The following is a 23204-nucleotide window of genomic DNA, read 5'->3' as shown; positions in this document are numbered from 1 at the left end:
CCGAATTACATCCGCTCGGGAATCCCGACGCCAAGCAATTTCAACCCGTTTGTTAGCACGACTTTCGTGGCCTGACACAGTTCAAGCCTATCTTGGTTGACAGTACCATCATGAAGCACGTGCCGATTTCTATAAAACGACGAAAATGTTTTTGCCGTTTTATAGAGGGCAGCAGTGAGTATGGTGGGATTGAACTGCTGCGCCGCCTGTTTGACTGCGTTCGGAAACTCAATCAGTGCTTTGACAAGCGCAAAGGCATCATCATCTGTCAGTGCGTCCGGATACTGCACCACCGGCAGTCCTCCCGCTTTATTGATGATTGACGATATCCGAACGCAGGAGTACTGGATGTACGGTCCAGTATCGCCCTCAAACTCGATTGACGAGCTTGGGTCAAACAACATGTCGGCTCGCGGAGTAACCGCTGCCAAGTAGTAGTTCAGCGCCCCAATCGCGATAATCGATGAGGAACGTTGAACTTCTTTGCTGGTAGCCTCCGAACCGTCGCGCCCAAGTTTCTGCGCCGCCGACCGCTCAAGTTCATCAAGCAGATTATCGGCGTCAACCACTGTTCCTTCACGAGACTTCATCCGGCCTGATGGCAGATTCACCATCCCATATGAAAGGTGGTATAGCGACGACGCCCAATCATAACCGTAGCGTTTCAACAATTCGAAGAGGACCTTGAAATGATGCTCCTGCTCAGTGGCCACCACATAAATGATGCCATCAAGTCGTCCTTCTTGTTCGAATCGCGTAACGGCCAGACCGACATCTTGGGTCATGTACACTGAAGTTCCGTCCGCACGAAGAAGTAGTTTTGTACCAAGCTTTGAATTGCTGAGGTCAACGACCACCGCCTGATCGGGGCGGCGCTCGCCGATTCCGCGCTCGAGTTGTTCCAGAACAATCCTGCGTCCGAGAAGGTAGGTCTCACTCTCGTAATAGACCCTGTCAAACGCGTACCCTAAACGGGCATTTGACTGGTCGAATCCGGACAACACCCATTGGTTCATCCTGCGCCAGAGCGGAAGGACCGCAGGGTCGCCTGATTCCCAAAGACGCAGCATCTCCCGCGCTTCAACCATGAGCGGACATTCCTTCTCGAAAAGTTCGCTAATTTTTTCTTGCTCCTCTTCCGAGAGTACGTCCCAAGTAAGGCCTCTCTCTTTCAGCCACTCGGCTTTTAGGCGGCGAAGTTCCGTTTCGAACCGGACATAATACCGACCGACGAAATGATCTCCTTTTTCACCAGTTGATTCGGGAGTTTCGCCGTTGCCAAATTTCTGGTAGGTGAGCATTGACTTGATGATGTGAATGCCCCGATCGTTGATGTTGTTCGCCTTGAGCACCGTTGCGCCGCACGCTTCGAGCAACCGAGCTGCGGTTGTTCCGATTACGCCATTTCTCAGGTGTCCTAAGTGAAGTGGCTTGTTGGTATTTGGGGAAAGATACTCCACCATGAATGTTTTTCCTGCAAGGGTTTTGTTGAACCCGTACCGCTCATTCTCGGCAAGTATTGCCGTAACTGCAGGCGCGCTTACCGCCGCGCGATCGAACGTTATGTTCACATAAGGTCCGGCAGCCGACACCTTTGCGATTTTTGAAGTCGACGGAATCGCCGCGGCAAGTTGTTTAGCCACGGTGTTTACATCTTTCTTCCGGTTAAGTTTCTCCGCAAGTCCGAAACAAACAACTGAAATGTCACCAAGCTCCGGATTTGGCGGAGTGCCGACAGTAACAACTTCCCGCGGTGACCTACAGTCCGCAAAGACCTTGGAACTAAGCGCTAAGCACAGAACGCCATCAACAAGATGGGCCAAGCCGTTTTCCGACTTTTCAACTACTCTTTTCGATTTCATGTGTTTCTCCTATCACAGACGGGTGTACCGTCATTTTTTAAGGTTCAATAAAAAAACAGATCCTTTACTAATCAGATTGATGATCAAAAAGGAAAGGCAAAAGCTTTTTCGAACTAAAAGTACAGTATAGAATTTACCAGCACTTGTCAATATTCATGTTCGATGTTCATTTGCAAATTATGTTATCCACATTTACATTTTAAACATTCTTCCCTATACTTCCATGCAGAGGCGCTCAGGAAGCGGGTACCAGTATAAAAAACTAAAACTTCAAGCAATTAAATGAACACGAAGCAAAGGGCAGTTAGTCAGAACATTCCTTCTGACACCGACCGTAAAAACGAAATCAAAGGGTACGGTCCGCACCTCACTTACGACGGGTATGAGGCTGATCATGTTCGTCTGAATGACATGCAAGTGGTGTTTGAGTTCTTGCTCAAATTGCCGGCGGTCATCGGAATGCAACGGCTGACTCAACCTTACGTCATTTCATATGACGGGGCTGATATGCCGAATGATTATGGAGTGACCGGGGTCGTTATTATTGCGACCTCCCACATCTCCATCCACACCTATCCGTATGACAAGACGTTCTTTCTGGACATCTTCTCATGCAAGGCGTTCGACCAGGAAAAAGCCTTGGCTTTCATTCGTAAAACGTTTGAGGCAAAAAAAGAGGACGTGCAACTCACGGTTCGTGGAAAACGTTTTCGTCAGTAGGGTCACTAACACAAATTGGCCACAAGATAACCGACACCAAGGGCAATCCCTCGGTGTCTTTTTTATTGTAACTGCGGAGAATACCTCGCCTGCCTTGCGGCGAGGATGAATCCACAACGAATGGATGAGTCGGCGGAGCCGACTCTGCTACAAAAAGTTTGCCCCGATTCCTCGCCTAATACCCCGCCGAGTCCGCGAGGGAACCGCTTGCGGCGGGGATAGGACGAGGACAAACTTTATTTGCTTTTCCTGACCCTGCTGTTTATGAGCAATTGATTTGCAAGCGTGCAGATAACCAGCCCGACACGTGGGATGAAAAGTTGGGTCATTTGGGAAATTTTTGAAAAGAAGCTCTTTGTACTTAAGTTTTTTTAGTTTAGCACATAGTACCAACCCGCTTTCCAAGATTTAGTCTTTCTCCAATCTTCTGCAAGAGCTTGTGTCCAAGTTTTGCCCTTTAGTAAAACATCAAGCGAAAGTTGCGGGGCTTTGTGTGCAACAATCGCAACACTTTTTCCGTCATAATTCTTTTTTAGAAATTCAAGAAAGTCGGCAATTCTAGTTTTCACATCTTCGTAACTTTCTCCTTCAGGAAAGGGGCTTGTAAGGCACTCTTCCTCTTGCATTGGTTCAACTATGGCAGAGGGGTTGGCATTAAGTTTTCCATAATTACACTCTCTTAACCTAGCGTCAGGAACAATAGGATATATTCCACCCCAAACTAGTTCTGCTGACCTAACCGCACGCTGTAAATCAGAACAAAAGATCGCATCAAATGTTTTATCCTTAGTTTTTTCTTTCAAATCAATTGATTGCTGGATACCAAGTTCTGAAAGTTCCGCATCAGACCAACCTGATGACACCTCCTTCTCATTGTCGGTAGTTGTTCCGTGTACAAAGTATGTAATTTTTACAGACATGCGACTTATTTAATTATTCTCATGTATTTGAGAAGGCAGTATACATTTTTAATGTATTACTAATTCTAATTTTAGCAGACGGTGTCAGAGCCTTGTTTGGTCAGATTTTCTTCTTGCTTTTTACTATGCCTACAATGCCGGCAATAACTACCACGAGTCCGAGCAATTGTCCTCCAGGACTGTCATCAATCCCACTGTATACAACAAAAAATGCCCCGAATAGTGTTGCAAGAACGGAATATAGTATTTTAGTTTTGCTCGTATTTGTCATGACACCAAAAACAGGTTCAAGCAATTGCTTGACGGCTACATGTATGCCTAGTAAATTATTTTACGAATAGCTTTACAAACCAGCCAAAGAGGCTGAATGAACTTTCATGCGCCTTAACAAATGCTTCCACTTTTACCTGAGAATCCTCAAGGGCTTTGATCTGAACTGTCAGTTCTGCTTTGTCTGCATCACTCGTTGCTTGCGCTTCTAGTTTTTTTAGTTGGTCTATGTTGTTTTGAGTGGTAACAATTTCGCTACGAAGTTGGCCTAAATTTTTGTAGTCACTACCAATCAAAAATGTCTTAAGACTGTTTCGGCTCTCCACCTTTGTGATGGCTTCTGCAGTGGTGCTCGCTGAATCGTTTTGTGCTTGGGCAATTACTCGTACTTGGGCTCCGATTCCACCTTCGCGATTGGCGACACTGAGAAGTGATTCCACAAACGACGCAACTGTACTACGGTGTGATTCGGCAGTAAGTTGACCTTGGCTGTTTGCATCCGTGCTCGTTGCGTTACCGTTTTTTGCGTTAGTGCTTGTGGCGTTACCTTTTGTTTCTAGTTCAACGTTTGCATTCGCGTGAATATTGATTGCGGCAACACTTTGAGCTGACGCTATTCCGAATATCAGACTAGAAAATACAATAGCACTTGAAATCACTGGCATTATTTTCACTTTCATAAACTTTAATGTTAGTTAATAAATTCAGGCTACATATATGATAATAGCATTTACAAGTTTATAGTGGCAAGAATGTCATTACTTACAAGTCAGGGGACTTAGATTTTCTAAAAAAGAAAACCGCCCATCCCAAGTGAAACTTGAGTTGGGCGGTCGCGCTTGGGTGTTTCCTCGGCTGATGAGACGAGGAGGGGATTTATTGGAATGTTCCTGCTTCGTCCCGGCGGACGACCTCAAGCCTGCAAGCTTCCCGAAGTGTGTCGAGGTCAGCGGGCTCGCCGCTTTCCTTGATGAGTCCAGTCTCAAACGCTTGAGCGTAGCCAGGACAACCCTTTGCCATATTCCCGTAAAACCCGACTTGGGTGTTTAAAGCGGCCAAATCGGTATTCGAGAAGTTCTCGAGTACGGTTTGCGTTACCACAAGAAGTTGAGCGTTCATGGTTAAAATTTTTCTACTGCTACAGGTAATATAACAGAGATATGGTTCTTTGTCAAATTTATATACAAAGGTCGCACTTCTGTAAGTTGAACGCTTTAAGTTTTTAAAAAAGAAAAACCCGTCTACTATTTAAACGTAAGACGGATTGAAAATTTTGAAGCGCGGACTCTACTTCACACCAGCAAAACCGCGAAAACCTTTGTCTCCCAGAGGTGGCTTGAAGATGTTGTACTCATGGCTAGGGCATGGACCGTCATGCATTGCAGATGAGGTATACCCCCTGAATTCTTTCTTACTGATTAGAAACTCAAGTTCACATTCCGGAGGCAACTGACGAAACGCTTTGCGGACCAGATACGTCAGATTCTCGCCCTTTTCCCGATTCCAATCGTCCGTTTCAATCCGTTTAACAGATTCCCACAAGTTGAGGTTACAATCACGACCCCAAGCCTTGAGCCAAAAGGTTGTGGTTGCAATCCCAGCCGTCGAAGCGAATGATGGGCACCCTAAGTTCTCCTCAACGATTCCAGGATCTGCCCTGTGCACTTTTATGAGTAGGAGACCGGACCAGTCAGATGATAAGGCCCAAAGCCACGGAAATTCTTTGAAAAATTTCCCGAGGACTCGACCTTCGTCATTTGTTGGAATGTAACTATTGCGATACTGCGAAACCACGCTTTTCATACTACCTTTCTAGAGCTACTGCTCTTTTATGCTCTGCTGAGCGTTGAAAGTGTTAGGGAACAGCCCTAACAACTTGTTTGAGGTTAGAGTGTAAAGGTTGTTTTGTCAATTTGAGTGGGAATTCCAAGTACAAAGGTCGAACCTTTGTAAATAGATTACTTCCCAAGGGGATATCTAATGTTTCCTTTGGAATCAAACACAGGATGGGATAGATTTGTGTTGTTGTTGGGGGTGTGAATAATTTTTTCTACAAGTTCACGATCTGACCGAAGGGCTACAGCACCCATGATTTTTTGTTCTCCTCCTCTGGGAATTACATCTGACCAGAAACGATTTGCGGAATGTTCTGACTTGGAAAAATCTTTCATAACACTTGGATCAAAAATTACTGCCACGTCATATTGAAGTTCACCCTCGATATTAAGATCTGAAAGATAGGTAAAAACAACCTTTAATTCCGCAGGGGTAATATCCCTAGGTGTGTGTACAAATTTGTATATTGTCCGCAACATTTCTTCGGGAAAAGGGGGCTTAGGGTCACGCTTTTTATATAGCCAATCCCAGTTTGTCTTTTCGCCCTCTAAGAATTCATTAAGATTCCTACCATCATACAACCATCCAGAATCATTACTCGTTAGTTTTGATACAGCGACTACTTTCTAAAGAAGAGTCAGGAGGATTTCTGTTTAAAGCTCCACGTTCATCCGCACCATCATATCCAGGACTTTCCTTTTTTTCTCTAATCGATCTTGCTTTTTTTAAAATAATATCACGAAATATTTCAAGCGATCTTTCTCTCAATTCATCCTTGCTACCGACCGATTTCAGTGCTTCAGTGTGAGCATTTCTAAAAATTTCTGTTAGCTGTTCATGCACTTTTATGCCAACACGAGATTGAGGCCAGTCTGTATATTCATGAATGGATTCACCCCAATCTTTTGAGGATTCCTTTAAAAATTCAGGAAATGATTGGTCCATAACACCTACAACTTCTCCGTAGGCTTGAAACCCACGACCGCCGGAATCTCCCATGCCCGCTTCAAGATATTCTTTGTATTGTTGGAAATTTACAAATCGCACAGCAAATGTTCTGAACTCAGGGCTCATTAATGTCTCTAGCTTTTGTCCAGCTATCATTTCAGGATAGGGTATATTTTCTTGAGGAGGTTTTTCAAGTGGTGATGGATTTTCAGACATAATAAAAATCATATCACAAGGGGATACAAGGAGAATAGGGTCAGCTAGTATTTTGGAAACTAAGTTTCCAAATCTAATTTAAAGATTTTTTAGTATTTCATCCACCACGTCACTTATTGGCTTGGTTGCGTCGATCAAAGTTGTTCCTCTGTGTCTTGAATGCTGTACAGCACCTTTGTTCCACTCTAGTTGTTGTTCTAATTCCTTCGGGTCCTTACCGTAGTCATTGTTAGTTCTATGTAACAGCCTATCTTTCAGAACGTTATCATCAACATGGAGAGTAAAAATTTTATCAAAATGATGTTTAAAATTTTCCTGATTAGTGGCGCCTCCACACACAAATAATTGTCCGTCCCTTTCCTGTTTAACGATAGTATTAAATTTTTCTTCCTCCCACATCCAGTGTGTAGTCTTTTCATCACTATGCAAACCAGTTTTAGGGTCAACAAAATGAGCAAATACCTCATCGGCATCTACGGCTGTGTAATTCCTTTTATTTAATTCTGCGCAGACTGTTGTTTTACCGGTACCAGACAAACCTTCGATTAGATACGTTTTCATTTAAAAATTGTAGCATAAAGAGGTTGTGGGTAGGAATTTCGAACCTTACAGGGTCAGGTCTATCGTTTGTGATAGACACCTGTAGACGGTACACCTTTCCCATCCGCCGCGGCGGATACGGGAGAAGGTTTTCGAATCCTACACGGAAGCGATTTGCGCTTCCTCCGGTGAGCAAAACAAAAACGCCTTTCGGCGTTTGTTTTGCTCCCACTCGTGGACAGGTTCAGAACTCTCAACTGGGCAAGTATCAAGAGTGAACTTCAGTTTAGCGGTATTCTATCCTTTGCATAGACCAGTACGTAGCGTTCTATACGAAGTATTTTCGGGGTGTGGGTAAAGTGAGGGTGTGCTATGCCTGTCGGATACTTTAACCCGCCATAGCACAGGTAGTATCTGGCTATGCTACTTACGCACGGTATAACAGAGCATAACAAGGTTATGCAGAGTTATACCAAAGGGGTGTAACCCTCTTCGTTTTGCCTTTTCGGGTAGTGGGTATTTTCCGTTTCGACTTTTTTCGCGCTGGGGGGACACCCTAACCCAGTTGAGCTTTTTTGAGGGAAAACTTTTTAGTACTTTGTCCGAACGTAATAACCAAATCTGCCGCCACAAGCATAACCACCAGGGGCCTTATGAGCACGCAGATTTCCATCCATCGTAGTTTTCGTGGATGTCTTGCCGCAAGAAGTGCATTTATATATGTACTTTATTCCACTAGAAAAACCGCGCGCACGCGGCGCTCTTGGACTGGTACTTCTCGAAACACGCGGCCGTGGAGCAGGAGTAGGTCTGTTTGGGTCAAAGAGATAGCGATTTTCTGGTAACTCTCCTGCTTTTGACAATTCAATTTGAAACCGAGGCGTAAACTTCTCTTCGGTGTTTTCGATGGACTCAATACGTTCAGGAAGAAAGCAACGAGTATCTGGTTTGCTCTCGCCACCACTACAATTATAAAGATAGAAATACTCACGGGCCTCACCACTTTTCTTTTCAAGATATTTTAGAGAATACGGTTCAATGATTCTGTCATAGCCCTTATACCGAACTTTCATTAGCGTCTGCGTGCGCCCCGCGTGCATAATCTTTGCTCGCACTTCAGGACTGAAGTAGACGAATTGAGCAAATCCGTTATCGGTGTAGTTCGCAAAAAGAATATCGAGGTCGGCAATGAAAGCCGCGATGGCATCCTCAACATTCATAGCAAGTTGTTTCGCGCAGATAACGGATTTAGCCCACTCTGTTCTGAAATAGGTAAACGCTGTGCCGTTCAAAATGCCTTTGAGGATGAAAGGGTTACGATTGAAAATTGTTTTCTTGACGAGGGTCTCCACCACCTCTTCCTTGTTCAAAGTACCGCCTAAAAGTTTGATGGAGTGAGCGTAGTCAAAAAGGTCAGGCGCGTGCTGTCGTTGTATAAGGCATTTCAGTTTTGTAGCGATAATCTCTTCGAGCTTCATACACTGAATGTCACAAACTAAGTCTGCCGCATCTGAATAAGGATGTATCAACTTCACAGTCTGAAGAGGTAGAAGAACTTTATCGAAACGCGTGACGTCCATTGAGATTCTTATTTTTATATGGTCGGACTCTCCATTAAAACCTTTGAAGTAAACCCGCACCTCATAGACCTTTAGGTCAGGCAGTGGCGCTTCACTGGCGGTAAACTTTTCTTCAACTTTGTTGTCATCTTTGACAAAGACCACTCCCGACTTCTCTTGAGCAAGCTCGCAGACTTTATTTATTTCGGACAGCAATTCTTCCTGGCTTATGTCGTCAGGTATTCCAAAATCCAAGTCGCTCGAAAAGCGAGTATTCTCAAAGTAGCCTTTTCGGAGGGCATTTCCGCCCTTGAGAAAGATTCTATCCTTCAGTCCACTCGCGGTGAAGATGCCAAAAAGCAGCCATCCAAAAACATAGTCCCTTTCGACATTCGAGGGATGGATTTCAAACTCTTTTGCTTTTGCTTCGATTTCTTCTTTGTAAATCATTGTCAAGTGAATTGTAGCGATTTCTGTCAGTGATAGCAATTTTTTGGGCCTGGTTTTTTCTTTCTGTGGATAACCGACTTTAATCCTGGATAACAGAGTATGGCGCGCTTGGTCACTGTATAACAGCGCTTTTTATTGACGCGCCCGTTTCGTCTCGCTACACTTAAAGTAATCAATTACATAGCCGCGGAGAGAAAACCGCGCCTACCATCTCAACCGTAATTGCCCAATATAATCGTATCCGAATTGCTGAAGTAGCGCAGAAATATCTGCCAACTGCCCAGTAGAGGATAGCGATTGTACGGGCAATTTTTTGTTTATCAAACAAAAGTCCGTTCTTAAATAACGGCGGTAATTTCATTGGCAAAATGTACGCAAGCCCTTTCTTGGCTTCGCGGGTCGCCACGCCAATGGAAACCTGCCAAGCCAAGAGCGGGCTTTTATGTTGAGCGTACAAAAGCAAGAAAAATTAAAAAAGAATCAGGAGAAATTAACGCCTGAAGACAAGCGCAACCTTGTCGGCTTTTTTGCGCTGCTCATAAAAGTTGATAAACGAATAAATCCGCATCTTTATAAGAAGCAACGAGAGAAAAATGATTGATTCTATCTGCCTTTCAATTCCCTGGAGCGAGATACAAAATATCGCGGATGATTGGGACTTACAATCACGAACCGAGCGCTATTCTAGGTACATAAAGAATCCCTCTAAAAGCGATTTGAAAACTGGCTACTACTTTCCACGGCTTACAAGTTACGGCAAGTGGTTTAAGCAGAACGCAAACGTAAGGATAGAGTTTTCAGTTTCCAAACTTCTCTTTCTTAATAACCTGGACGAATTAGAAGATGCTGATTTTCCTAAAGCAGTCAGTACATTACAAGAACGTCTTAAAACAATGGGACTCATTGTCTCCGAAGAGAGTATCAAAAATGCAGTAGTAAGTTCAGTGCACTTCTCAAAGAATATCCACCTAGAAGATGGCTATACGACAAATTATTTAATCAGTGAAATAAATAAAGTAAATCTTAGAAAGGTTTTGATTTTACCCGCTCACGCTATACCAATGACGGCCAAAGCTTGTATGCGCATACCGCATCTCACGAGTTCATTATCTATGACAAGGTCGCAGACATACTCGCCAGCGAGAAAAGAGCTATTGATAGAGACCAGACCTATTACCAGAGAAGCATCCTTTCAGGTGTTAAGAGGTTGCCAGAAATAATCCGTTTTGAAGTTCGGCTAGTTCGTAAACAGAAAATGAACAGCGTACTTAAGAAGTTAGGCTATTCTCAAAATCCAACTTTCCAAGATGTCTTTAGCTCAAAATTGAGTAAGGCGGTAGTGACGCATTATTGGCAAGCAGTTATCAAAGAAGGAAACAGTGCTCTACTATCCATTTCCATAAGTAACAAAGATATTTTGCAAAGCATTTTTATGGAACAGAAAAATATAAAGCCAAAGCAAGCAATCTATCTCGCAGGATTATTACTTCTTGCGAAAGATGGAGTAAGAGAGCTGCGTTCGGTAGTCTCTAAAAAATCAGGAGAGCGAACCTGGTACCGAATTGCCAATGACTTAAAGCTGGTTAGCGAGTTTGTTACTAAGAATGGAATTAGGAATTGGGTTATGCAAATAGACACTAAGCTTAATGAGTTTAAGACGTATAAGTATGGGGATTATCCACAGGTGCCAAATTGATATGTAAAGCAAAGTAAAGTATAATAATTAGGTAATTATGGACACAAAAAAAGACAAACCATTTTATAAAGCGGAAGACCTGGCAACGATACTAGAGGTAAACATTATGACAATTTACCGCTATATAAAAGCAGGTCGGTTACAAGCCTACAAGATTGGCAAAGAGTTTCGTATTGATAAAGAGGAGTTCAATTCCTTTCTTAAGAAATGCAAAAAGATATGAAAGCAAAAGTAATAAAATCAAATACGCTTTTTGCGAATGATAAATCTGTTGAGGCAAGATTTATTAATGGTGATTGTGTCGAGGCACTCAAAGAATTGCCAGATAATTCAGTGGACTTGATTGTCACTTCTCCTCCCTATGCAGACCAGAGAGCCAAGACTTACGGCGGTATAAAGCCAGAGAAATATGTAGAGTGGTTTACTCCAATATCAAAAGAGTTATTGAGGGTACTTAAAAAAGACGGTACGTTTATTTTGAATATAAAAGAAAAGGTTTCAAACGGAGAGCGCCATACGTATGTAATGGAGTTAATTATCGAAATGAGAAAGCACGGCTGGCTTTGGACTGAAGAGTTTATCTGGCATAAGAAAAACTGCTTCCCTGGTAAATGGCCGAACAGGTTTCGAGATGCTTGGGAGCGATTGTTGCAGTTCAATAAGGATAAGAGCTTTAATATGTACCAAGATGAAGTTATGGTTCCAATGGGAGATTGGGCTAAAACTCGCTTAAAAAACTTAAGTGAGACTGACAAGCGAAGAGATAATTCAAAAGTCGGAAGCGGGTTTGGAAAAAATGTATCTAGTTGGGTCGGACGGGATATGGCATACCCGACTAATGTTGTAAGTATGGCGACAGAAAGCGGAAATAAAAACCATAGCGCGGCTTTTCCTGCATCCTTGCCCGAATGGTTTATTAAACTTTTTACTAAACCAGGTGATACCGTGCTTGACCCATTTTTAGGGTCTGGCACTACCTCTCTTGTTGCTGGTCAATTAGGGCGAAGTTCCATCGGTATAGAGATACTCCCTGAATACTACGAATTATCAATTACTAACTTTCAAGAATCACAAAAATAATATGAAAAAAATTAATTACGAAGAATTGGATAAGTTTGTAGCATCAGATGTGATTCAACCTTTCTATGATAAACGCATAGAGAAGCTGAAGAGCATAAAACTTAAGGATGTGATGCGTAGAAAAAATCCCTACCTATTTAAGGCCAAGAATATACAAACGGCTGGCGACTTAGTAAACGATATATTAAACGCGTTTCTATCCTCACAAGAGGAAACAATTTTTGGAGACCTGCTAGAGAATCTGGCTATCAATATCAATCATACTGTTTTTAAGGGCCTAAAAGCTGAAGAGAATAAGTTTAAGAGTGTGGACTTAATCTTTGAAAGAGATAACAAACTCTACATTGTTGGCATAAAATCAGGCCCAAATTGGGGAAACGCTGACCAGATTAGTGGTATGAGAAGCAATCTTAAGGAAGCGCGGCGTATCCTACGCGAAGAAGGCAAGACCCAAGAAATGGTTTGTGTGAACGGGTGTATTTATGGGAAAGATAACGTGCCTCTTAAAAAGCATAAGGTAGATAGTGAGCTTGACTACACCAAACTCTGCGGGCAAAACTTTTGGGAATTAATTTCTGGTGATAAAGACCTTTATCGAAACTTGATTAAGCCGCTCGATAAGGAAGTGAAGAAACGAGACGATACTTTCAAAGAAACCTACGTAAAGAAAATCAACGAAATGACGAAAGATTTAATTGAGCTGTTCTACACAAAAGACCAGTTGGATTGGGATAAAATTGTAGACTACGTCTCAAAAGCGAAAGAATAATATGAAAGCAATAATCGTCTCACGAGTATCAACAGAGGAACAAAAAGAAGCGGGCAATTCTTTGCCAGCGCAGGATAAGCGCATAAACGATTATTGTGCTAAGAAAGGCTTTACGATTATAGAAAAGTATAGCTTTGACGAAAGTGCGTACAAAGATAAGAGAGATGAGTTTGATAAGTTAGTTGAGTCTGTTGAAGAGGTAGCGAAAAAAGAAAAAGTTGCCGTTTGTTTTGATAAGGTAGACCGCCTTTCAAGAAGCGTTTTTGATAAAAGGGTTGGCACCCTCTACGAGATGGCGGTAGCAGACAAAATAGAGCTTCACTTTGTATCTGATGGGCAAGTTATAAATAATCAGATGTCTGCGGTTGAGAAGTTTCAATTTGGTATGAGCTTAGGTTTGGCCAAGTATTACTCTGATGCAATCGGCGACAACGTCAAAAGAGCTTTTGAACAAAAACGAAGAAGTGGTGAGTGGACGGGCAGTGTTCGTTTGGGTTATTTGAATGTGTCTTTGGATGTAGAAAAAAGATTACGAAAGGACATAATTATAGACCCCGAAAGAGGACATCTCATTCAAAAGATGTTTGAGCTATACGCGACAGGAAACCACTCGCTTGAAACTATCCGTATCAAAATGACCGAGCTTGGTTTACGAACGCTCAAGGGTAACAAACTCTCGAAGAGTGGTGTTGAAAATATCCTCAAGGATACTTTTTATTGTGGCATCGCTATGTCGAAAAAGTATGGTTCCTATCCTCATAAATATCCGCGCTTGGTTGATAAAGAACTCTTTGATAAGTGCCAAGAAATACGTTTGAAGCGTCGAGTGTCGCCTTATATGGGTCGCTCCAAAGATTTTATATTTAAGGGTCTGCTGAAGTGTCAAAACTGTGGTTGCTCTATGAGCGGCGAAACCAAGACCAAGAAAAGCGGGCTGACTTTTACCTATTATTCCTGTACCAACGCTAAGGGTATCTGCAAGAGAGTGTATGTACCTGAAAAGGACTTGCTCAAGCCTGTATACGAGGTACTGGAGCGGTTTGAGGGCATTACAGACGAGGTACAGAGCGAGCTGGTGGATGAACTGCGGAAGAGCACCGAAACCGAAATTGTCTTTCATAAGGCCCAGATTAAGCGCATCCGCAGTGAGTACGAGCAAATCAAAATGAAGGATGACAGATTACTAGAGGCCTTCCTTGACCAGAGTATTACTAAGGAAACCTATGACAGAAAGCATCAAGAGTATGCGGACAAGTTGCAGCTTCTTAACATCGAACTAGAGGAACATACAAAAGCCGACTACGAGTATCAGACTACTGTGGCCACTGTCCTTTCTGTTGCCCGCCGTGCAAGACAAATCTTCGAGGGTTCTGAAACAGCCGAGCAAAGGGCCTTTCTTAACTTCATACTTCAGAACCCGACTGTAAACGAAAAAACGCTAGGGTTTACCTTGCGTTCTCCGTTCAATCTAGTCCTAGAACTAGCTGACAGTCCTATTTGGCTCCCCGGGTAGGATTCGAACCTACGACCAATCGCTTAACAGGCGACTGCGCTACCACTGCGCCACCGGGGAATGTCTGAGTTTTAAAACTCAATCTGTTTGCAAAAATTTCGTAAACAGAAGAAAGGTTTAAAATAGATGAATTTTTTAACCGTTTAACAGGCTCATCACGGATATTCGCTTGCTAGCGAATTCCGCGAAGTCTCACGACACTCGCTACTGCTCGCCCTCCTCGCGTCGTCACGCTCCGGTCTTGCGCTTGGGTCCCACCCCAAGCTCACGCCACACTGCGCCACCTGCCCGAACATGCCGTGTCGGTACGGGCGGGCCGGGGAATGTTGGTTTTTTAAAACCTTCGTTATGATAGCAAAGTTTAGGAAAAAGTGAAATAATTTCTAAATGTATATAAAGCTTCACGTAGTTGCCGACGCTCGGGAAGAGTCCATACAAAAAACCGGTATAGATTCCTACGATATTTCTGTGAAAGAGAAAGCGCTACAAAATCAGGCCAATCGTAAAGTTTTAGATCTCATGAGAAAAGAATTTGGTGAAAAGCGAGTTCAGATCAGGCTTGTGAGCGGGCATCATAGTCCGCATAAGATTGTGAGTGTTGATAAAATACTGTAATTTCAAGGTAAATACGAAATACAAATCAATACAAAAGTACAAATGCTGTAATTTGTATATTCGTACCAATTTGTATTTCGTATTTGCAATTAGCAAATTGCTTTAAAATCTGGCATAATAATCCGATGATTTCAAGGCCAATAGAGACGTTGATTACGAAGCTGAAGACTCAGAAGGGGATCATACCCCATTCTCCAAACGACACTCTGATAAACGTTCACAAGCTGACCGAAAAAGCTGGCGCTGCCTATGAAAAGCTCCGCTATTTGGTGGACTACAAAGATGAACGACATATCCGCCGGAGTGCTATCGAGAGAATTATAAAAAGAAAAGTTATTTTTGAAGGTGGTACGGGAATTGGACTTTCTCTAATCCAAGAACTTATTGCCGGACGATATTTGTTGAACAACTCCATTCCTGAAATGGTGGCGGTTGACGTGGAAAAAATTATCCGGAAGTACAAAAAAATTGAAAATTTTCTACCACGAAGTAGTTTTACTCCCTCACGATCCCAGAAAATAATTGTCAGTCTCATGGCGAGTGAGATCGAAGCTTTTTTTTATCCCAACAACGAAGATGATTTTGTAGCCGACGCTTTTTTTGACACGGTGAAAGATTCTATCAAGGTTGGATCCTCAGTTTCCGAAGAAGAATTGGAATCTCAGGTTGCCATTGCCTGTTATCGAGGATTACTCCACGTTGACGACGAAACCTTGTTTTATAAATTTTGGTTGCGATACCTTCCTCCAGAATGGCCAAATCTTGAAAGTGATGTTGCCATTAAAAACATTGCGGAAAATTGTCCAGCCATTTGGCACAGCATTCACGCGTCTTTAAAACATCCGCTCAGTTTCAAACTTTTGCCTAGATTAAATAATTACGCCATTTATTTTTCTGTCATTCGTGAAGTGGTCAGAGCTTACGGGGCAGAATCCGAAAGAGTGTTTATTGATAGTGCAACGTTAGCTCACTTTAGTCGGGAATTTTTGGAAAAAAATTATTTAAAACAATACAAGAAAGCGCGCGCGAGCGCAGTGCGCGCGGTGTTTTTTATTTTAACTACCAAAATTCTTTTAGCTCTGGCTATCGAGTTGCCGTACCAATGGTATTTTGAACATGGAATCGAGTACGCCCCGATTGCCACAAACGTTCTTTTCCACCCAGCCCTTTTGTTGTTCATGACTATTTCTGTTCGTCCGTTGGGAGATAAAAATACCAGCGCCATAATCCACGGGGTGGGGGATGTTATCGCGGGCGAAAATATTAAAATCATAAAAGTGAGAGACAAAGGCGTCGGTGTGATTTATTCATTCTTCCTCATGATGTACGCGGTTTTGTTTTTGATCGTATTCGGTTTCATTGTCTTTGTGCTCAATAAATTTAATTGGAGCATTGTGAGTATTTTATTGTTTCTCTCATTCTTAACCCTCGTTAGTTATTTTGCCCTGCGAATTCGCCATAGCGCCAACAAATGGAAAGTGTCTGTTGAGGAAGATCGCATTGTCACTATGATGTTTAATCTCTTCGCCCTCCCAATTGTCCAAGCCGGCAAGTGGCTTTCTCGAAAATTTTCTTCAATCAATTTATTCGCCTTCGTTCTCGATTTTATTATCGAAACACCGTTCAAACTTCTGCTCCAATTTTCAGACGCCTTCGTGTCCTTTTTGAAGGAGAAGCAGGAGGACGTGTACTAGCAGAAGATTCAAGATTCAGGATTTAAGATTTAAGTCCCGACGCGAAGACGGTCGGGATCCCGAACTCCGATTACGGAGCATCGGGAAATTAAGAATAAGAGAAAAATTAAGAGACAGAGGATTGTAATGTAAAGTTAACCTGCGTGTTATACTAAATATATGAAAATAAACTTAAAAGGTACAGGGTTAGAAATTACCCCAGATGTGTCGGATTATTTGTATAAGAGACTCGGAGCTATTGAGAAATTTTTACCAAGCGAGGCCGATGGATATATTATTGACGTTGAACTCGGCAAAACCACTAAACATCATCAAGCCGGGGATATTTTTAGAGCTGAAATCAATATTCACATTGGGGGCAAGGCTTTTCGCGCCGTTTCAGAACAAGAAGATTTGATGACCGCCATCGATGACATTAAAGATGAAATAAGTAGGGAATTGAGTTCGCACAAAGGAAAAAAGATGTCGCTCGTCAGAAGAAGTGGGCAAAGAATTAAAAATATGTTTCGCCGGTTTTACCGATAGTTAGTTTCTACAATGAACCTACATCAAAGTTTGGGTAAAAATCTTTCTTTATTTTTTCTTCTGGCGATAACTATTATCGCGGCTGCGATCTATCGTGTCGCGGATGGGGCATTGAGCAAGCTTGATAATCCAGACCACAGAGCAGAGATTAATGAGTTGTTGGAGTAAATAGGAGCAGTAAAGAAAATCCCCGTTCCGATGTACATCGGAACGGGGATTTTTTAACCGACTTTTTTCCCCTTAAGAAAATCTTCATACCCCATTTCTTTTTTCCCTTCAGGTAGCACAGTGTCGATCACAAATTTTTCATCAAGAAGGCGCGCTTTTTTGATAATGACACGGATTTTTTTACCATCTTTCTCACTAAAAAAATAGGTGCCCGGCCAGCCTTCGTACGCAAGATATTTAAGATAATTTTTTCGATCAGAATCTAAAAGTTCAACGAGTCCGTCGGTTTTTTGTGTTCTTGGTGTAGGTGTGGCCTCGTCGTGATTTTGAGGAATTTCTTTTAGGCTTCCATCTATCCAGCTCGGTAACGCCTGCGCAATCAACGCTCCTCCTTTTTTCCATAAAATAGTATTTAAGGTATCTCGTGAAATCGGCCAGTTAGGTATTTCCACTTTTTCTTGGGCAACGATCGGTCCGTGATCGGTTTTTTCATCCATGCGAATTACTGAAACGCCGATATTTTTTTCATCCGCTAAAATCTGGCTTTCAACGGGAGACGTACCGCGATACTTTGGAAGCAGTGATGGGTGCACGTTGAGCGGAGGATACTTTGTAATGGACAGTAGAGATTCTGGCAAAATTTTTCCATATGCCGCCACAATACATAGGTCGAGATTTTTTTCTTTGAGATTAGAAACAAATTCGGCATCGAGTTTTTCTGGTTGCAATACCGGAATATTTTGCTTTGTCGCAAAAATTTTCACCGGCGATTCCGTGAGTGCCAGCCCTCTTCCTGCCGGCTTGTCGGGAGTCGTCACCACAAAGGCGGGGGAATATCCCTTCGATAAAAGTTCAGCGAGGACAAGTGTGGAAAATTCTGGAGTTCCGAAAAAAACGTAATTGAGAGGTGTCGTACTCATGTAGTTTTTTCAGGTGGAACCTCCTTAACCTCTTTTGCCGTATCAATAAATAAAATGCCATTGAGATGATCGATTTCATGCTGGAAAATTTGCGCTAAAAGCCCGCTTCCGCCGCGTGTAAATTTTTCACCTTTTTCGTTGAACGCTTTGACCGTGGCCTTGGTTGAACGGTTAACTTTTCCATAGGCATACCTGACACTGAGACACCCTTCTTCGAGTACGGCTTTGGTTTTCGAAATTTTGGAAATTACGGGATTGATAAAAACCAAATGACCATAAACTTTTTCAGGGTTCTTAGCGATTTTTTTTCCTTCCGCTAGTTCATCTGAAATTTCAAGAGCTCGTTCGGTGATTACAAAAATTCTCAATGATTCGCCAATTTGTGGTGCAGCAATGGCCACGCCGTCTTCTTGGGAATCAAGGGCCTCTTTCATCCTTTCTAAAACAGCAATGATTTTAGGGCTTTTTATGGTTTTTTCCGGCACTTCCTTCGCTACTTTGCGTAGAACAGGATTAGGGTTTTGGACAATCGGTGTCATTAAATAATTGTACCGTGCAAAAAGAGCTTTAGCAAAGTAGGAAATAGTAAGTTACAATTTTGACAGATCAAATTGAGGTATCAAATGAAGACAAAAGGTAACAACCCAGAAGTAGAAAATCCAAACTCCCAAGCTGCGCTCAAAGAGAGGATTCCAGCCATCTTTGATCACCGTCTTCAACAAAGGTTGATCTCTCGGCATGCCAAGGGTCCGGATGGGAGAAGAATCACTCGCTCGTTTTTGCCGGAGCGCCGCTAAATTATTTCGGCGCTTTTTCTTTGGAAAAATTGCATGTTACAATCAAATAAATTTATGAATTACAGTGGCATAATAATCGAAGAAAGTTTGAAGAATTTAGAGGTGCTCGCGGAGGTCGCGGTTCTTAAAACTGAAATTGAAACGGTGACACCTGAACATCACACCCCATGGCTTTCGCAGTGGACTTTGCACACAGTAGAAATTTCTGAGGAAAAAGTTGATCTGGCTACAAAAATTTTGAGCCAAACTTTAATTTCCCAACCTTCAGCATGGTACGCAGATTTTAAAAACGAGAATACTCACTTTATTATTTTCCCCGGAAAAATTTTCAAAATCAATAAGAATAGCCAGCAAGAATATGACGCGGCGAAACGTTACGGCATTTCTCTAGGAATTCCTGAACACCAAGTTGATTTTCACCCTGAAGAAAAGAAATGGGAGCGTTAAGGCGAGACAGATTTAGGAACATTTTAGGATTTACAGTTTTTATCAAATAGCATTATACCTTTCGAGCGAAAGGTATAATGCTGTTTTTTCACAATTAAACCATTCACACATTCGCACGAATGTGTGAATGGTTTAGGTTGATTTCTATTTTTACTTTATAAACTTTACGAACTTGATGAACTTTTAACTTATTTATAGCAGACTCTCCGGTTCCACCGCGATGCGAAATTGAGGAGGGAGCTGAAGAAGTTTTGACAAAAGTTCGCGATTGATCCAGCCGCCGATAGGCAAGCGGATGAGAGCGTGAAGCGTAAAGGCCCCGCGAGATTCCTCAATGAACGCTGGAAAAATCTCTGTTGTGAAAGGCTGAAGAAACTCTTTAAGTTCGAGCATTTCTTTTGAAACGGCCGCTCGTGTTCCTGAGAGGGAAATTTTAATGAGCGTGGTAAATGGGGGATAATTAAAGTCTTTCCTCGCGGCAATTTCTTCTCGATAAAAATCGATCAAATTTCCTTTGAGTGCGTAATCAAGAATTTTTTCATTTGGAATTCGAGTTTGCACAAAAAAAGAAGATTCGGTGAGTGCTCTGATTTTCAGAAGAATATGGAGGATTTTTTCGTTGATTCGAAAATCCGGAAGTGAAAACAGGGCGTCGAGTGAGGCCACTGCGGTATTTTCGATTTTTTTGTCTAAATAGGGAAACACCATTTCGGTTGCCAATAGAATACTTCCAGGTGACGCGTAAAACGAAGCAATCTTTTTAGAAATTTGTTTTTTGGTTGGCGTGGTGTCTTTATCGACTCTGAATATTTTGATGAAAGGGAATTTTTTTTCTAGTTCCACTTCTACGAGCTCAATCCCGATGCCAATTGATTGCAACTTCCAACTGCCGCATTTCGAACAATGTTCCTCGGTACTTCGTTTCTCATTACATCCGTGGCAGAAAAAAAAGTTTTGGCTGTTGTCTCCGGGTTTGGCGCGATGGAGCGTAATCGGTGATCGGCAACGACTGCAGAGGACAAGAGTTCCGCAGTCGCCACAAATAGTTTCCGGCGCGAAACCTCTTCGGGCAGCAAAAATAAATAAATTTTGATTGGCAGTATGTGACTGCTGTATTAGCGCTTCAAGTTCAGGGCTCAAAGTTTCAAATTTTCCTCCAGTACTTTTTTTCAGAGCGCTCATGTCGATGACTGTATTTCTAGCGGGGGAGAGCGATCGAAATTTTAGCGGAGAAAGTTCTGCAAATTCTCCTTGTTTAACTTTGAAAATTGTTTCGGTTCGCAAAAAATTATCACCAACAATAAATTTTGCGCCAATTTCTTTGGCAAAAAATTCAGCAAAAATCCGCACATCCAAAAAGGGTCGCATCTGCATTTTGTATGATCGGGAACTTTCATTTTCAACTACGATCGTACTGATGTCAGATCGTGAAATTGAAAAAAAGGGCGCTGTGGCAATAATTAAAATCGGATGTTCTTCGCTAACGGCTTTTTGCCAAAGCGTTAGCATTTTATTTTTCGGGAGCGAGCCGTAAAAAGCAAAGGTGTAATCCTCAATGCCTTTGGGTAAAAGTGCTGAAAGTTTTATAGCGTCTTCCGCGGTTGGCACACAGAAAAATACCGAGTGTCTGCGGGCAAATTCCTCACGTATCAAACTGCGATAGGTCGCAAACCGCTCCTCATCTTCGGCTTGAAGTGCCAGCCGGTCAAAATTTTCCAGTTTCTGAATTTGTTTAGGGTTATTGGCTTTAACCTCTGGTGCGTGTTCCAAAATAGTTTTCGGAATAAGAAGATTGAGCACACTGCCGATTGAACTTGCCGAGAAGTCTGCGATTGATTTCGCCGCCTTCATGAAATTTTCCGATAAAAAACTTTCAGATTTGAATTCACCAACCTTTCTCATTTGATAGTCGGACGATCTGATGGAAGATTTTTCTTCTTGCGCGTCGTGCGAAGAAACGACAAGGCCAGAAATCAGGCGTTTGCGAACAGGTACGGTGACAAGGGAGCCATTGGGAATGTCTGCATTAGAAAAGTAGGAAAGAGTTTCCTTTCCAATGCCACGAGCTATGGGAATGACTTCAATGAGTTTCATATAACGGATTTAGATTAGTTTCAATTTAAGAAACAGATTGTAAATACATAGTCGCAAAAAAGTATCGACCTTGCAATCTTGTTCTATTTGTAAAAAGTTGCTGAAACGATTAGAATGCGCTGTATGAAAGACATTTTTCTTATCAAAGGCCAGCACGGCAAACGAGCTCTCGTCGGAGAACTTCCTGTGTTTGGCGCGAAGAATGCTGTATTGCCGGCGTTTGCAAGCGCCATTTTATTTGACGAGCCGATACTATTTGAAAACGTGCCGTTTATTCAGGATGTCCAAAGTTCGGTAGAAATTATAAAAAATCTAGGTGGTAAGATTGAGCGAAAAGGTTATCACGAGTGGAGAATCGATGCTTCGGTTTTAACGAGCAAAATTCTCGACCATGAACTTTCGAAAAAAATGAGAGCGTCGACGGTTTTTATTGGCCCTCTGCTCGCACGCTATGGAGAGGTGGTGTTGCCGCATCCGGGAGGTTGCGTGCTCGGTGAGCGACCGGTGGATATGTTTATTTCGGCTTTTGAAAAAATGGGTGCGACGGTTACATTTGATTCAGAAATTTATACATTTAAAACTAACGGTAAGAAACTTCATGGTGCGGAAATTTTCCTTCGTGTGCCAAGTCATACCGTCACCGAGACGGTAATGATGGCGGCCACGTTGGCTGAAGGAACGACGGTTATTAAAAACGCCGCTATGGAACCGGAGATCGGAAATGTCGCTGAATTTTTAATTTCTTGCGGCGCGAAAATTACTGGTGTGGGTTCTCCAACATTGACGATTGTTGGTGGAGGCATTTTGAAAGCTGGCAAAAAAAGTTTTAAAACTATTCCGGATCGAATCGAGGCGGGAAGTTTCCTTATTTTGGCTGCGCTTGCAGGAGAGGACATCACTATAAAAAATTGTAACCCGATGCATTTGGAAAGTTTGATTGCCACCTTTGAGCGTTCTGGACTTCACATGAATATCACGAAAGACTCCATTCATGTTAAATATTCACGGGATGCAAAAAATTCTAATTTTCATGGAACCAGTGTCACCACTCACGAGTACCCAGGTTTTCCAACTGACTTGCAAGCGCCGCTGACGGTTTTTTTGACTCAAGTAACGGGCGAGAGTAGCGTCTTTGAAACTATTTTTGACGGCCGATTAAATTACGCTGATGATTTGGTAAAGATGGGAGCGAAGCTGAACGTCTGGAGTAAGCACACCATGACAATCAAAGGTCCAGCGATTTTAAAAGGTAGGGAGCTCGACGGACCAGACATTCGCGCTGGTCTCGCCTACATTTTGGCAGCTATTGTGGCGAAGGGGCGATCCGTTATTAATAATGTTCATTATGTCGATCGAGGCTATGAAAGAATTGAGGAGAGGCTAAAGGCGGTGGGAGTGGATATAGAGAGAGTGAGTAATTAGCTGTAAACACAAAACCCTCTGCTTCGAAAAACTCCTCCCGCTTGCCCAAGCCCGGACAAGGCGCGCTGGAGAAGTTTTTCTTTGCAAATGAAGTTTTGTGGTTTACAGCAATTTGAGAAAGGTTAGAGGAAAGGTAAAAGAAA

General features: G+C 42.5%; 25 protein-coding genes and 1 tRNA gene. 13 read left to right on the top strand and 13 right to left on the bottom strand.

Annotated elements, in window-relative coordinates; translation table 11 throughout:
* Window positions 1-5: 5 nt before the first annotated feature.
* Window positions 6-1862, bottom strand: a complete 1857-nt coding sequence (gene argS / locus V4467_00895) for an arginine--tRNA ligase (GenBank protein MES2087528.1) — start codon at window positions 1860-1862, stop codon at window positions 6-8.
* Window positions 1863-2144: 282 nt separating this feature from the next.
* On the opposite strand from argS, the gene V4467_00890 reads away from it, so the two are divergent.
* The gene (locus V4467_00890) at window positions 2145-2582 is read left to right on the top strand and encodes an S-adenosylmethionine decarboxylase (protein ID MES2087527.1); all 438 of its coding nucleotides are present in this window, start codon (window positions 2145-2147) and stop codon (window positions 2580-2582) included.
* Window positions 2583-2953: 371 nt separating this feature from the next.
* Here V4467_00890 and V4467_00885 read toward each other — a convergent pair whose 3' ends face one another.
* The 8 genes from V4467_00885 to V4467_00850 form a co-directional block, all read right to left on the bottom strand.
* Window positions 2954-3502 carry a histidine phosphatase family protein gene (locus V4467_00885; GenBank protein MES2087526.1) on the bottom strand — a complete coding sequence of 183 codons (549 nt, stop codon included), beginning with the start codon at window positions 3500-3502 and terminating at the stop codon, window positions 2954-2956.
* A gap of 326 nt (window positions 3503-3828) precedes the next feature.
* Window positions 3829-4452: a hypothetical protein gene (locus V4467_00880; GenBank protein ID MES2087525.1), complete on the bottom strand. Its 624-nt coding sequence runs from the start codon at window positions 4450-4452 to the stop codon at window positions 3829-3831.
* Window positions 4453-4648: 196 nt separating this feature from the next.
* On the bottom strand, window positions 4649-4891 hold the full coding sequence (locus V4467_00875) for a hypothetical protein (GenBank protein MES2087524.1): 243 nt from the start codon (window positions 4889-4891) through the stop codon (window positions 4649-4651).
* Window positions 4892-5059: 168 nt separating this feature from the next.
* Window positions 5060-5575 (bottom strand): hypothetical protein, encoded by a 516-nt coding sequence (locus V4467_00870; GenBank protein ID MES2087523.1) that lies wholly within the window; start codon window positions 5573-5575, stop codon window positions 5060-5062.
* Between the two features lie 155 nt (window positions 5576-5730).
* Window positions 5731-6087 carry a hypothetical protein gene (locus V4467_00865; protein ID MES2087522.1) on the bottom strand — a complete coding sequence of 119 codons (357 nt, stop codon included), beginning with the start codon at window positions 6085-6087 and terminating at the stop codon, window positions 5731-5733.
* Between the two features lie 115 nt (window positions 6088-6202).
* Complete coding sequence (locus V4467_00860; protein ID MES2087521.1) at window positions 6203-6772, bottom strand: hypothetical protein; 570 nt, start codon at window positions 6770-6772, stop codon at window positions 6203-6205.
* A gap of 78 nt (window positions 6773-6850) precedes the next feature.
* Complete coding sequence (locus V4467_00855) at window positions 6851-7333, bottom strand: AAA family ATPase (GenBank protein ID MES2087520.1); 483 nt, start codon at window positions 7331-7333, stop codon at window positions 6851-6853.
* A gap of 569 nt (window positions 7334-7902) precedes the next feature.
* The gene (locus V4467_00850; protein ID MES2087519.1) at window positions 7903-9321 is read right to left on the bottom strand and encodes a nucleotidyl transferase AbiEii/AbiGii toxin family protein; all 1419 of its coding nucleotides are present in this window, start codon (window positions 9319-9321) and stop codon (window positions 7903-7905) included.
* 593 nt (window positions 9322-9914) lie between these two features.
* Between V4467_00850 and V4467_00845 the strand changes: the two genes are divergently transcribed.
* From V4467_00845 to V4467_00820, 6 genes are read left to right on the top strand one after another with little or no spacing between them, the layout of a single operon-like run.
* Window positions 9915-10541, top strand: coding sequence for a hypothetical protein (locus tag V4467_00845; protein MES2087518.1), 627 nt, complete (start codon window positions 9915-9917; stop codon window positions 10539-10541).
* 35 nt (window positions 10542-10576) lie between these two features.
* Complete coding sequence (locus V4467_00840; protein ID MES2087517.1) at window positions 10577-11017, top strand: hypothetical protein; 441 nt, start codon at window positions 10577-10579, stop codon at window positions 11015-11017.
* 37 nt (window positions 11018-11054) lie between these two features.
* The gene (locus V4467_00835; GenBank protein ID MES2087516.1) at window positions 11055-11240 is read left to right on the top strand and encodes a helix-turn-helix domain-containing protein; all 186 of its coding nucleotides are present in this window, start codon (window positions 11055-11057) and stop codon (window positions 11238-11240) included.
* Window positions 11225-12097 carry a site-specific DNA-methyltransferase gene (locus V4467_00830; GenBank protein MES2087515.1) on the top strand — a complete coding sequence of 291 codons (873 nt, stop codon included), beginning with the start codon at window positions 11225-11227 and terminating at the stop codon, window positions 12095-12097. The genes V4467_00835 and V4467_00830 overlap by 16 nt, the downstream gene beginning before the upstream one ends.
* Window position 12098: 1 nt before the next feature.
* The gene (locus tag V4467_00825; GenBank protein ID MES2087514.1) at window positions 12099-12866 is read left to right on the top strand and encodes a PmeII family type II restriction endonuclease; all 768 of its coding nucleotides are present in this window, start codon (window positions 12099-12101) and stop codon (window positions 12864-12866) included.
* A 1-nt stretch (window position 12867) separates the two neighbouring features.
* Window positions 12868-14379 (top strand): recombinase family protein, encoded by a 1512-nt coding sequence (locus V4467_00820; protein ID MES2087513.1) that lies wholly within the window; start codon window positions 12868-12870, stop codon window positions 14377-14379.
* On the opposite strand, the gene V4467_00815 is transcribed toward V4467_00820, so the two are convergent.
* A tRNA-Asn gene (locus V4467_00815) sits at window positions 14365-14439 on the bottom strand. The genes V4467_00820 and V4467_00815 overlap by 15 nt on opposite strands.
* A gap of 327 nt (window positions 14440-14766) precedes the next feature.
* Between V4467_00815 and V4467_00810 the strand changes: the two genes are divergently transcribed.
* The 4 genes from V4467_00810 to V4467_00795 all read left to right on the top strand — a co-directional run bounded on the left by V4467_00810 (window position 14767) and on the right by V4467_00795 (window position 17381).
* Complete coding sequence (locus V4467_00810; GenBank protein ID MES2087512.1) at window positions 14767-14994, top strand: DUF167 domain-containing protein; 228 nt, start codon at window positions 14767-14769, stop codon at window positions 14992-14994.
* 125 nt (window positions 14995-15119) lie between these two features.
* Window positions 15120-16688, top strand: coding sequence for a hypothetical protein (locus V4467_00805; GenBank protein MES2087511.1), 1569 nt, complete (start codon window positions 15120-15122; stop codon window positions 16686-16688).
* A 159-nt stretch (window positions 16689-16847) separates the two neighbouring features.
* A complete protein-coding gene (gene raiA / locus V4467_00800; protein ID MES2087510.1) occupies window positions 16848-17213 on the top strand; it encodes a ribosome-associated translation inhibitor RaiA in 366 nt (121 codons plus the stop codon).
* 12 nt (window positions 17214-17225) lie between these two features.
* Entirely contained in the window at window positions 17226-17381 is a 156-nt protein-coding gene (locus V4467_00795) for a hypothetical protein (GenBank protein MES2087509.1), read from the top strand.
* A gap of 53 nt (window positions 17382-17434) precedes the next feature.
* On the opposite strand, the gene V4467_00790 is transcribed toward V4467_00795, so the two are convergent.
* Window positions 17435-18301 carry a methionyl-tRNA formyltransferase gene (locus V4467_00790; protein MES2087508.1) on the bottom strand — a complete coding sequence of 289 codons (867 nt, stop codon included), beginning with the start codon at window positions 18299-18301 and terminating at the stop codon, window positions 17435-17437.
* A complete protein-coding gene (def, locus tag V4467_00785) occupies window positions 18298-18840 on the bottom strand; it encodes a peptide deformylase (GenBank protein MES2087507.1) in 543 nt (180 codons plus the stop codon). Before def ends, V4467_00790 begins: the two co-directional genes overlap by 4 nt.
* Before the next feature lie 312 nt (window positions 18841-19152).
* Here def and V4467_00780 point away from each other — a divergent pair, with 312 nt between their 5' ends.
* Window positions 19153-19545 carry a hypothetical protein gene (locus V4467_00780; protein MES2087506.1) on the top strand — a complete coding sequence of 131 codons (393 nt, stop codon included), beginning with the start codon at window positions 19153-19155 and terminating at the stop codon, window positions 19543-19545.
* Window positions 19546-19737: 192 nt separating this feature from the next.
* Here the strand turns inward: V4467_00780 and V4467_00775 are convergent, their stop codons facing one another.
* Window positions 19738-21639 carry a hypothetical protein gene (locus tag V4467_00775; GenBank protein MES2087505.1) on the bottom strand — a complete coding sequence of 634 codons (1902 nt, stop codon included), beginning with the start codon at window positions 21637-21639 and terminating at the stop codon, window positions 19738-19740.
* Window positions 21640-21762: 123 nt separating this feature from the next.
* On the opposite strand from V4467_00775, the gene murA reads away from it, so the two are divergent.
* A complete protein-coding gene (murA, locus tag V4467_00770) occupies window positions 21763-23061 on the top strand; it encodes a UDP-N-acetylglucosamine 1-carboxyvinyltransferase (protein ID MES2087504.1) in 1299 nt (432 codons plus the stop codon).
* Window positions 23062-23204 lie beyond the last annotated feature (143 nt).

The sequence above is a fragment of the Patescibacteria group bacterium genome (genome assembly GCA_040390045.1).
In the GTDB taxonomy this organism is placed as follows: domain Bacteria; phylum Patescibacteriota; class Minisyncoccia; order Phycocordibacterales; family SIBU01; genus SIBU01.
This window is presented reverse-complemented; position numbering and strand designations above follow the sequence as displayed.

Bases quoted from the DNA above. Each gene is read 5' to 3' on its own strand.
- argS (MES2087528.1), bottom strand. From the start codon at position 1,862: ATGAAATCGAAAAGAGTAGTTGAAAAGTCGGAAAACGGCTTGGCCCAT.
- V4467_00890 (MES2087527.1), top strand. From the start codon at position 2,145: ATGAACACGAAGCAAAGGGCAGTTAGTCAGAACATTCCTTCTGACACC.
- V4467_00885 (MES2087526.1), bottom strand. From the start codon at position 3,502: ATGTCTGTAAAAATTACATACTTTGTACACGGAACAACTACCGACAAT.
- V4467_00880 (MES2087525.1), bottom strand. From the start codon at position 4,452: ATGAAAGTGAAAATAATGCCAGTGATTTCAAGTGCTATTGTATTTTCT.
- V4467_00875 (MES2087524.1), bottom strand. From the start codon at position 4,891: ATGAACGCTCAACTTCTTGTGGTAACGCAAACCGTACTCGAGAACTTC.
- V4467_00870 (MES2087523.1), bottom strand. From the start codon at position 5,575: ATGAAAAGCGTGGTTTCGCAGTATCGCAATAGTTACATTCCAACAAAT.
- V4467_00865 (MES2087522.1), bottom strand. From the start codon at position 6,087: ATGTTGCGGACAATATACAAATTTGTACACACACCTAGGGATATTACC.
- V4467_00860 (MES2087521.1), bottom strand. From the start codon at position 6,772: ATGTCTGAAAATCCATCACCACTTGAAAAACCTCCTCAAGAAAATATA.
- V4467_00855 (MES2087520.1), bottom strand. From the start codon at position 7,333: ATGAAAACGTATCTAATCGAAGGTTTGTCTGGTACCGGTAAAACAACA.
- V4467_00850 (MES2087519.1), bottom strand. From the start codon at position 9,321: ATGATTTACAAAGAAGAAATCGAAGCAAAAGCAAAAGAGTTTGAAATC.
- V4467_00845 (MES2087518.1), top strand. From the start codon at position 9,915: ATGATTGATTCTATCTGCCTTTCAATTCCCTGGAGCGAGATACAAAAT.
- V4467_00840 (MES2087517.1), top strand. From the start codon at position 10,577: ATGAACAGCGTACTTAAGAAGTTAGGCTATTCTCAAAATCCAACTTTC.
- V4467_00835 (MES2087516.1), top strand. From the start codon at position 11,055: ATGGACACAAAAAAAGACAAACCATTTTATAAAGCGGAAGACCTGGCA.
- V4467_00830 (MES2087515.1), top strand. From the start codon at position 11,225: ATGCAAAAAGATATGAAAGCAAAAGTAATAAAATCAAATACGCTTTTT.
- V4467_00825 (MES2087514.1), top strand. From the start codon at position 12,099: ATGAAAAAAATTAATTACGAAGAATTGGATAAGTTTGTAGCATCAGAT.
- V4467_00820 (MES2087513.1), top strand. From the start codon at position 12,868: ATGAAAGCAATAATCGTCTCACGAGTATCAACAGAGGAACAAAAAGAA.
- V4467_00810 (MES2087512.1), top strand. From the start codon at position 14,767: ATGTATATAAAGCTTCACGTAGTTGCCGACGCTCGGGAAGAGTCCATA.
- V4467_00805 (MES2087511.1), top strand. From the start codon at position 15,120: ATGATTTCAAGGCCAATAGAGACGTTGATTACGAAGCTGAAGACTCAG.
- raiA (MES2087510.1), top strand. From the start codon at position 16,848: ATGAAAATAAACTTAAAAGGTACAGGGTTAGAAATTACCCCAGATGTG.
- V4467_00795 (MES2087509.1), top strand. From the start codon at position 17,226: ATGAACCTACATCAAAGTTTGGGTAAAAATCTTTCTTTATTTTTTCTT.
- V4467_00790 (MES2087508.1), bottom strand. From the start codon at position 18,301: ATGAGTACGACACCTCTCAATTACGTTTTTTTCGGAACTCCAGAATTT.
- def (MES2087507.1), bottom strand. From the start codon at position 18,840: ATGACACCGATTGTCCAAAACCCTAATCCTGTTCTACGCAAAGTAGCG.
- V4467_00780 (MES2087506.1), top strand. From the start codon at position 19,153: ATGAATTACAGTGGCATAATAATCGAAGAAAGTTTGAAGAATTTAGAG.
- V4467_00775 (MES2087505.1), bottom strand. From the start codon at position 21,639: ATGAAACTCATTGAAGTCATTCCCATAGCTCGTGGCATTGGAAAGGAA.
- murA (MES2087504.1), top strand. From the start codon at position 21,763: ATGAAAGACATTTTTCTTATCAAAGGCCAGCACGGCAAACGAGCTCTC.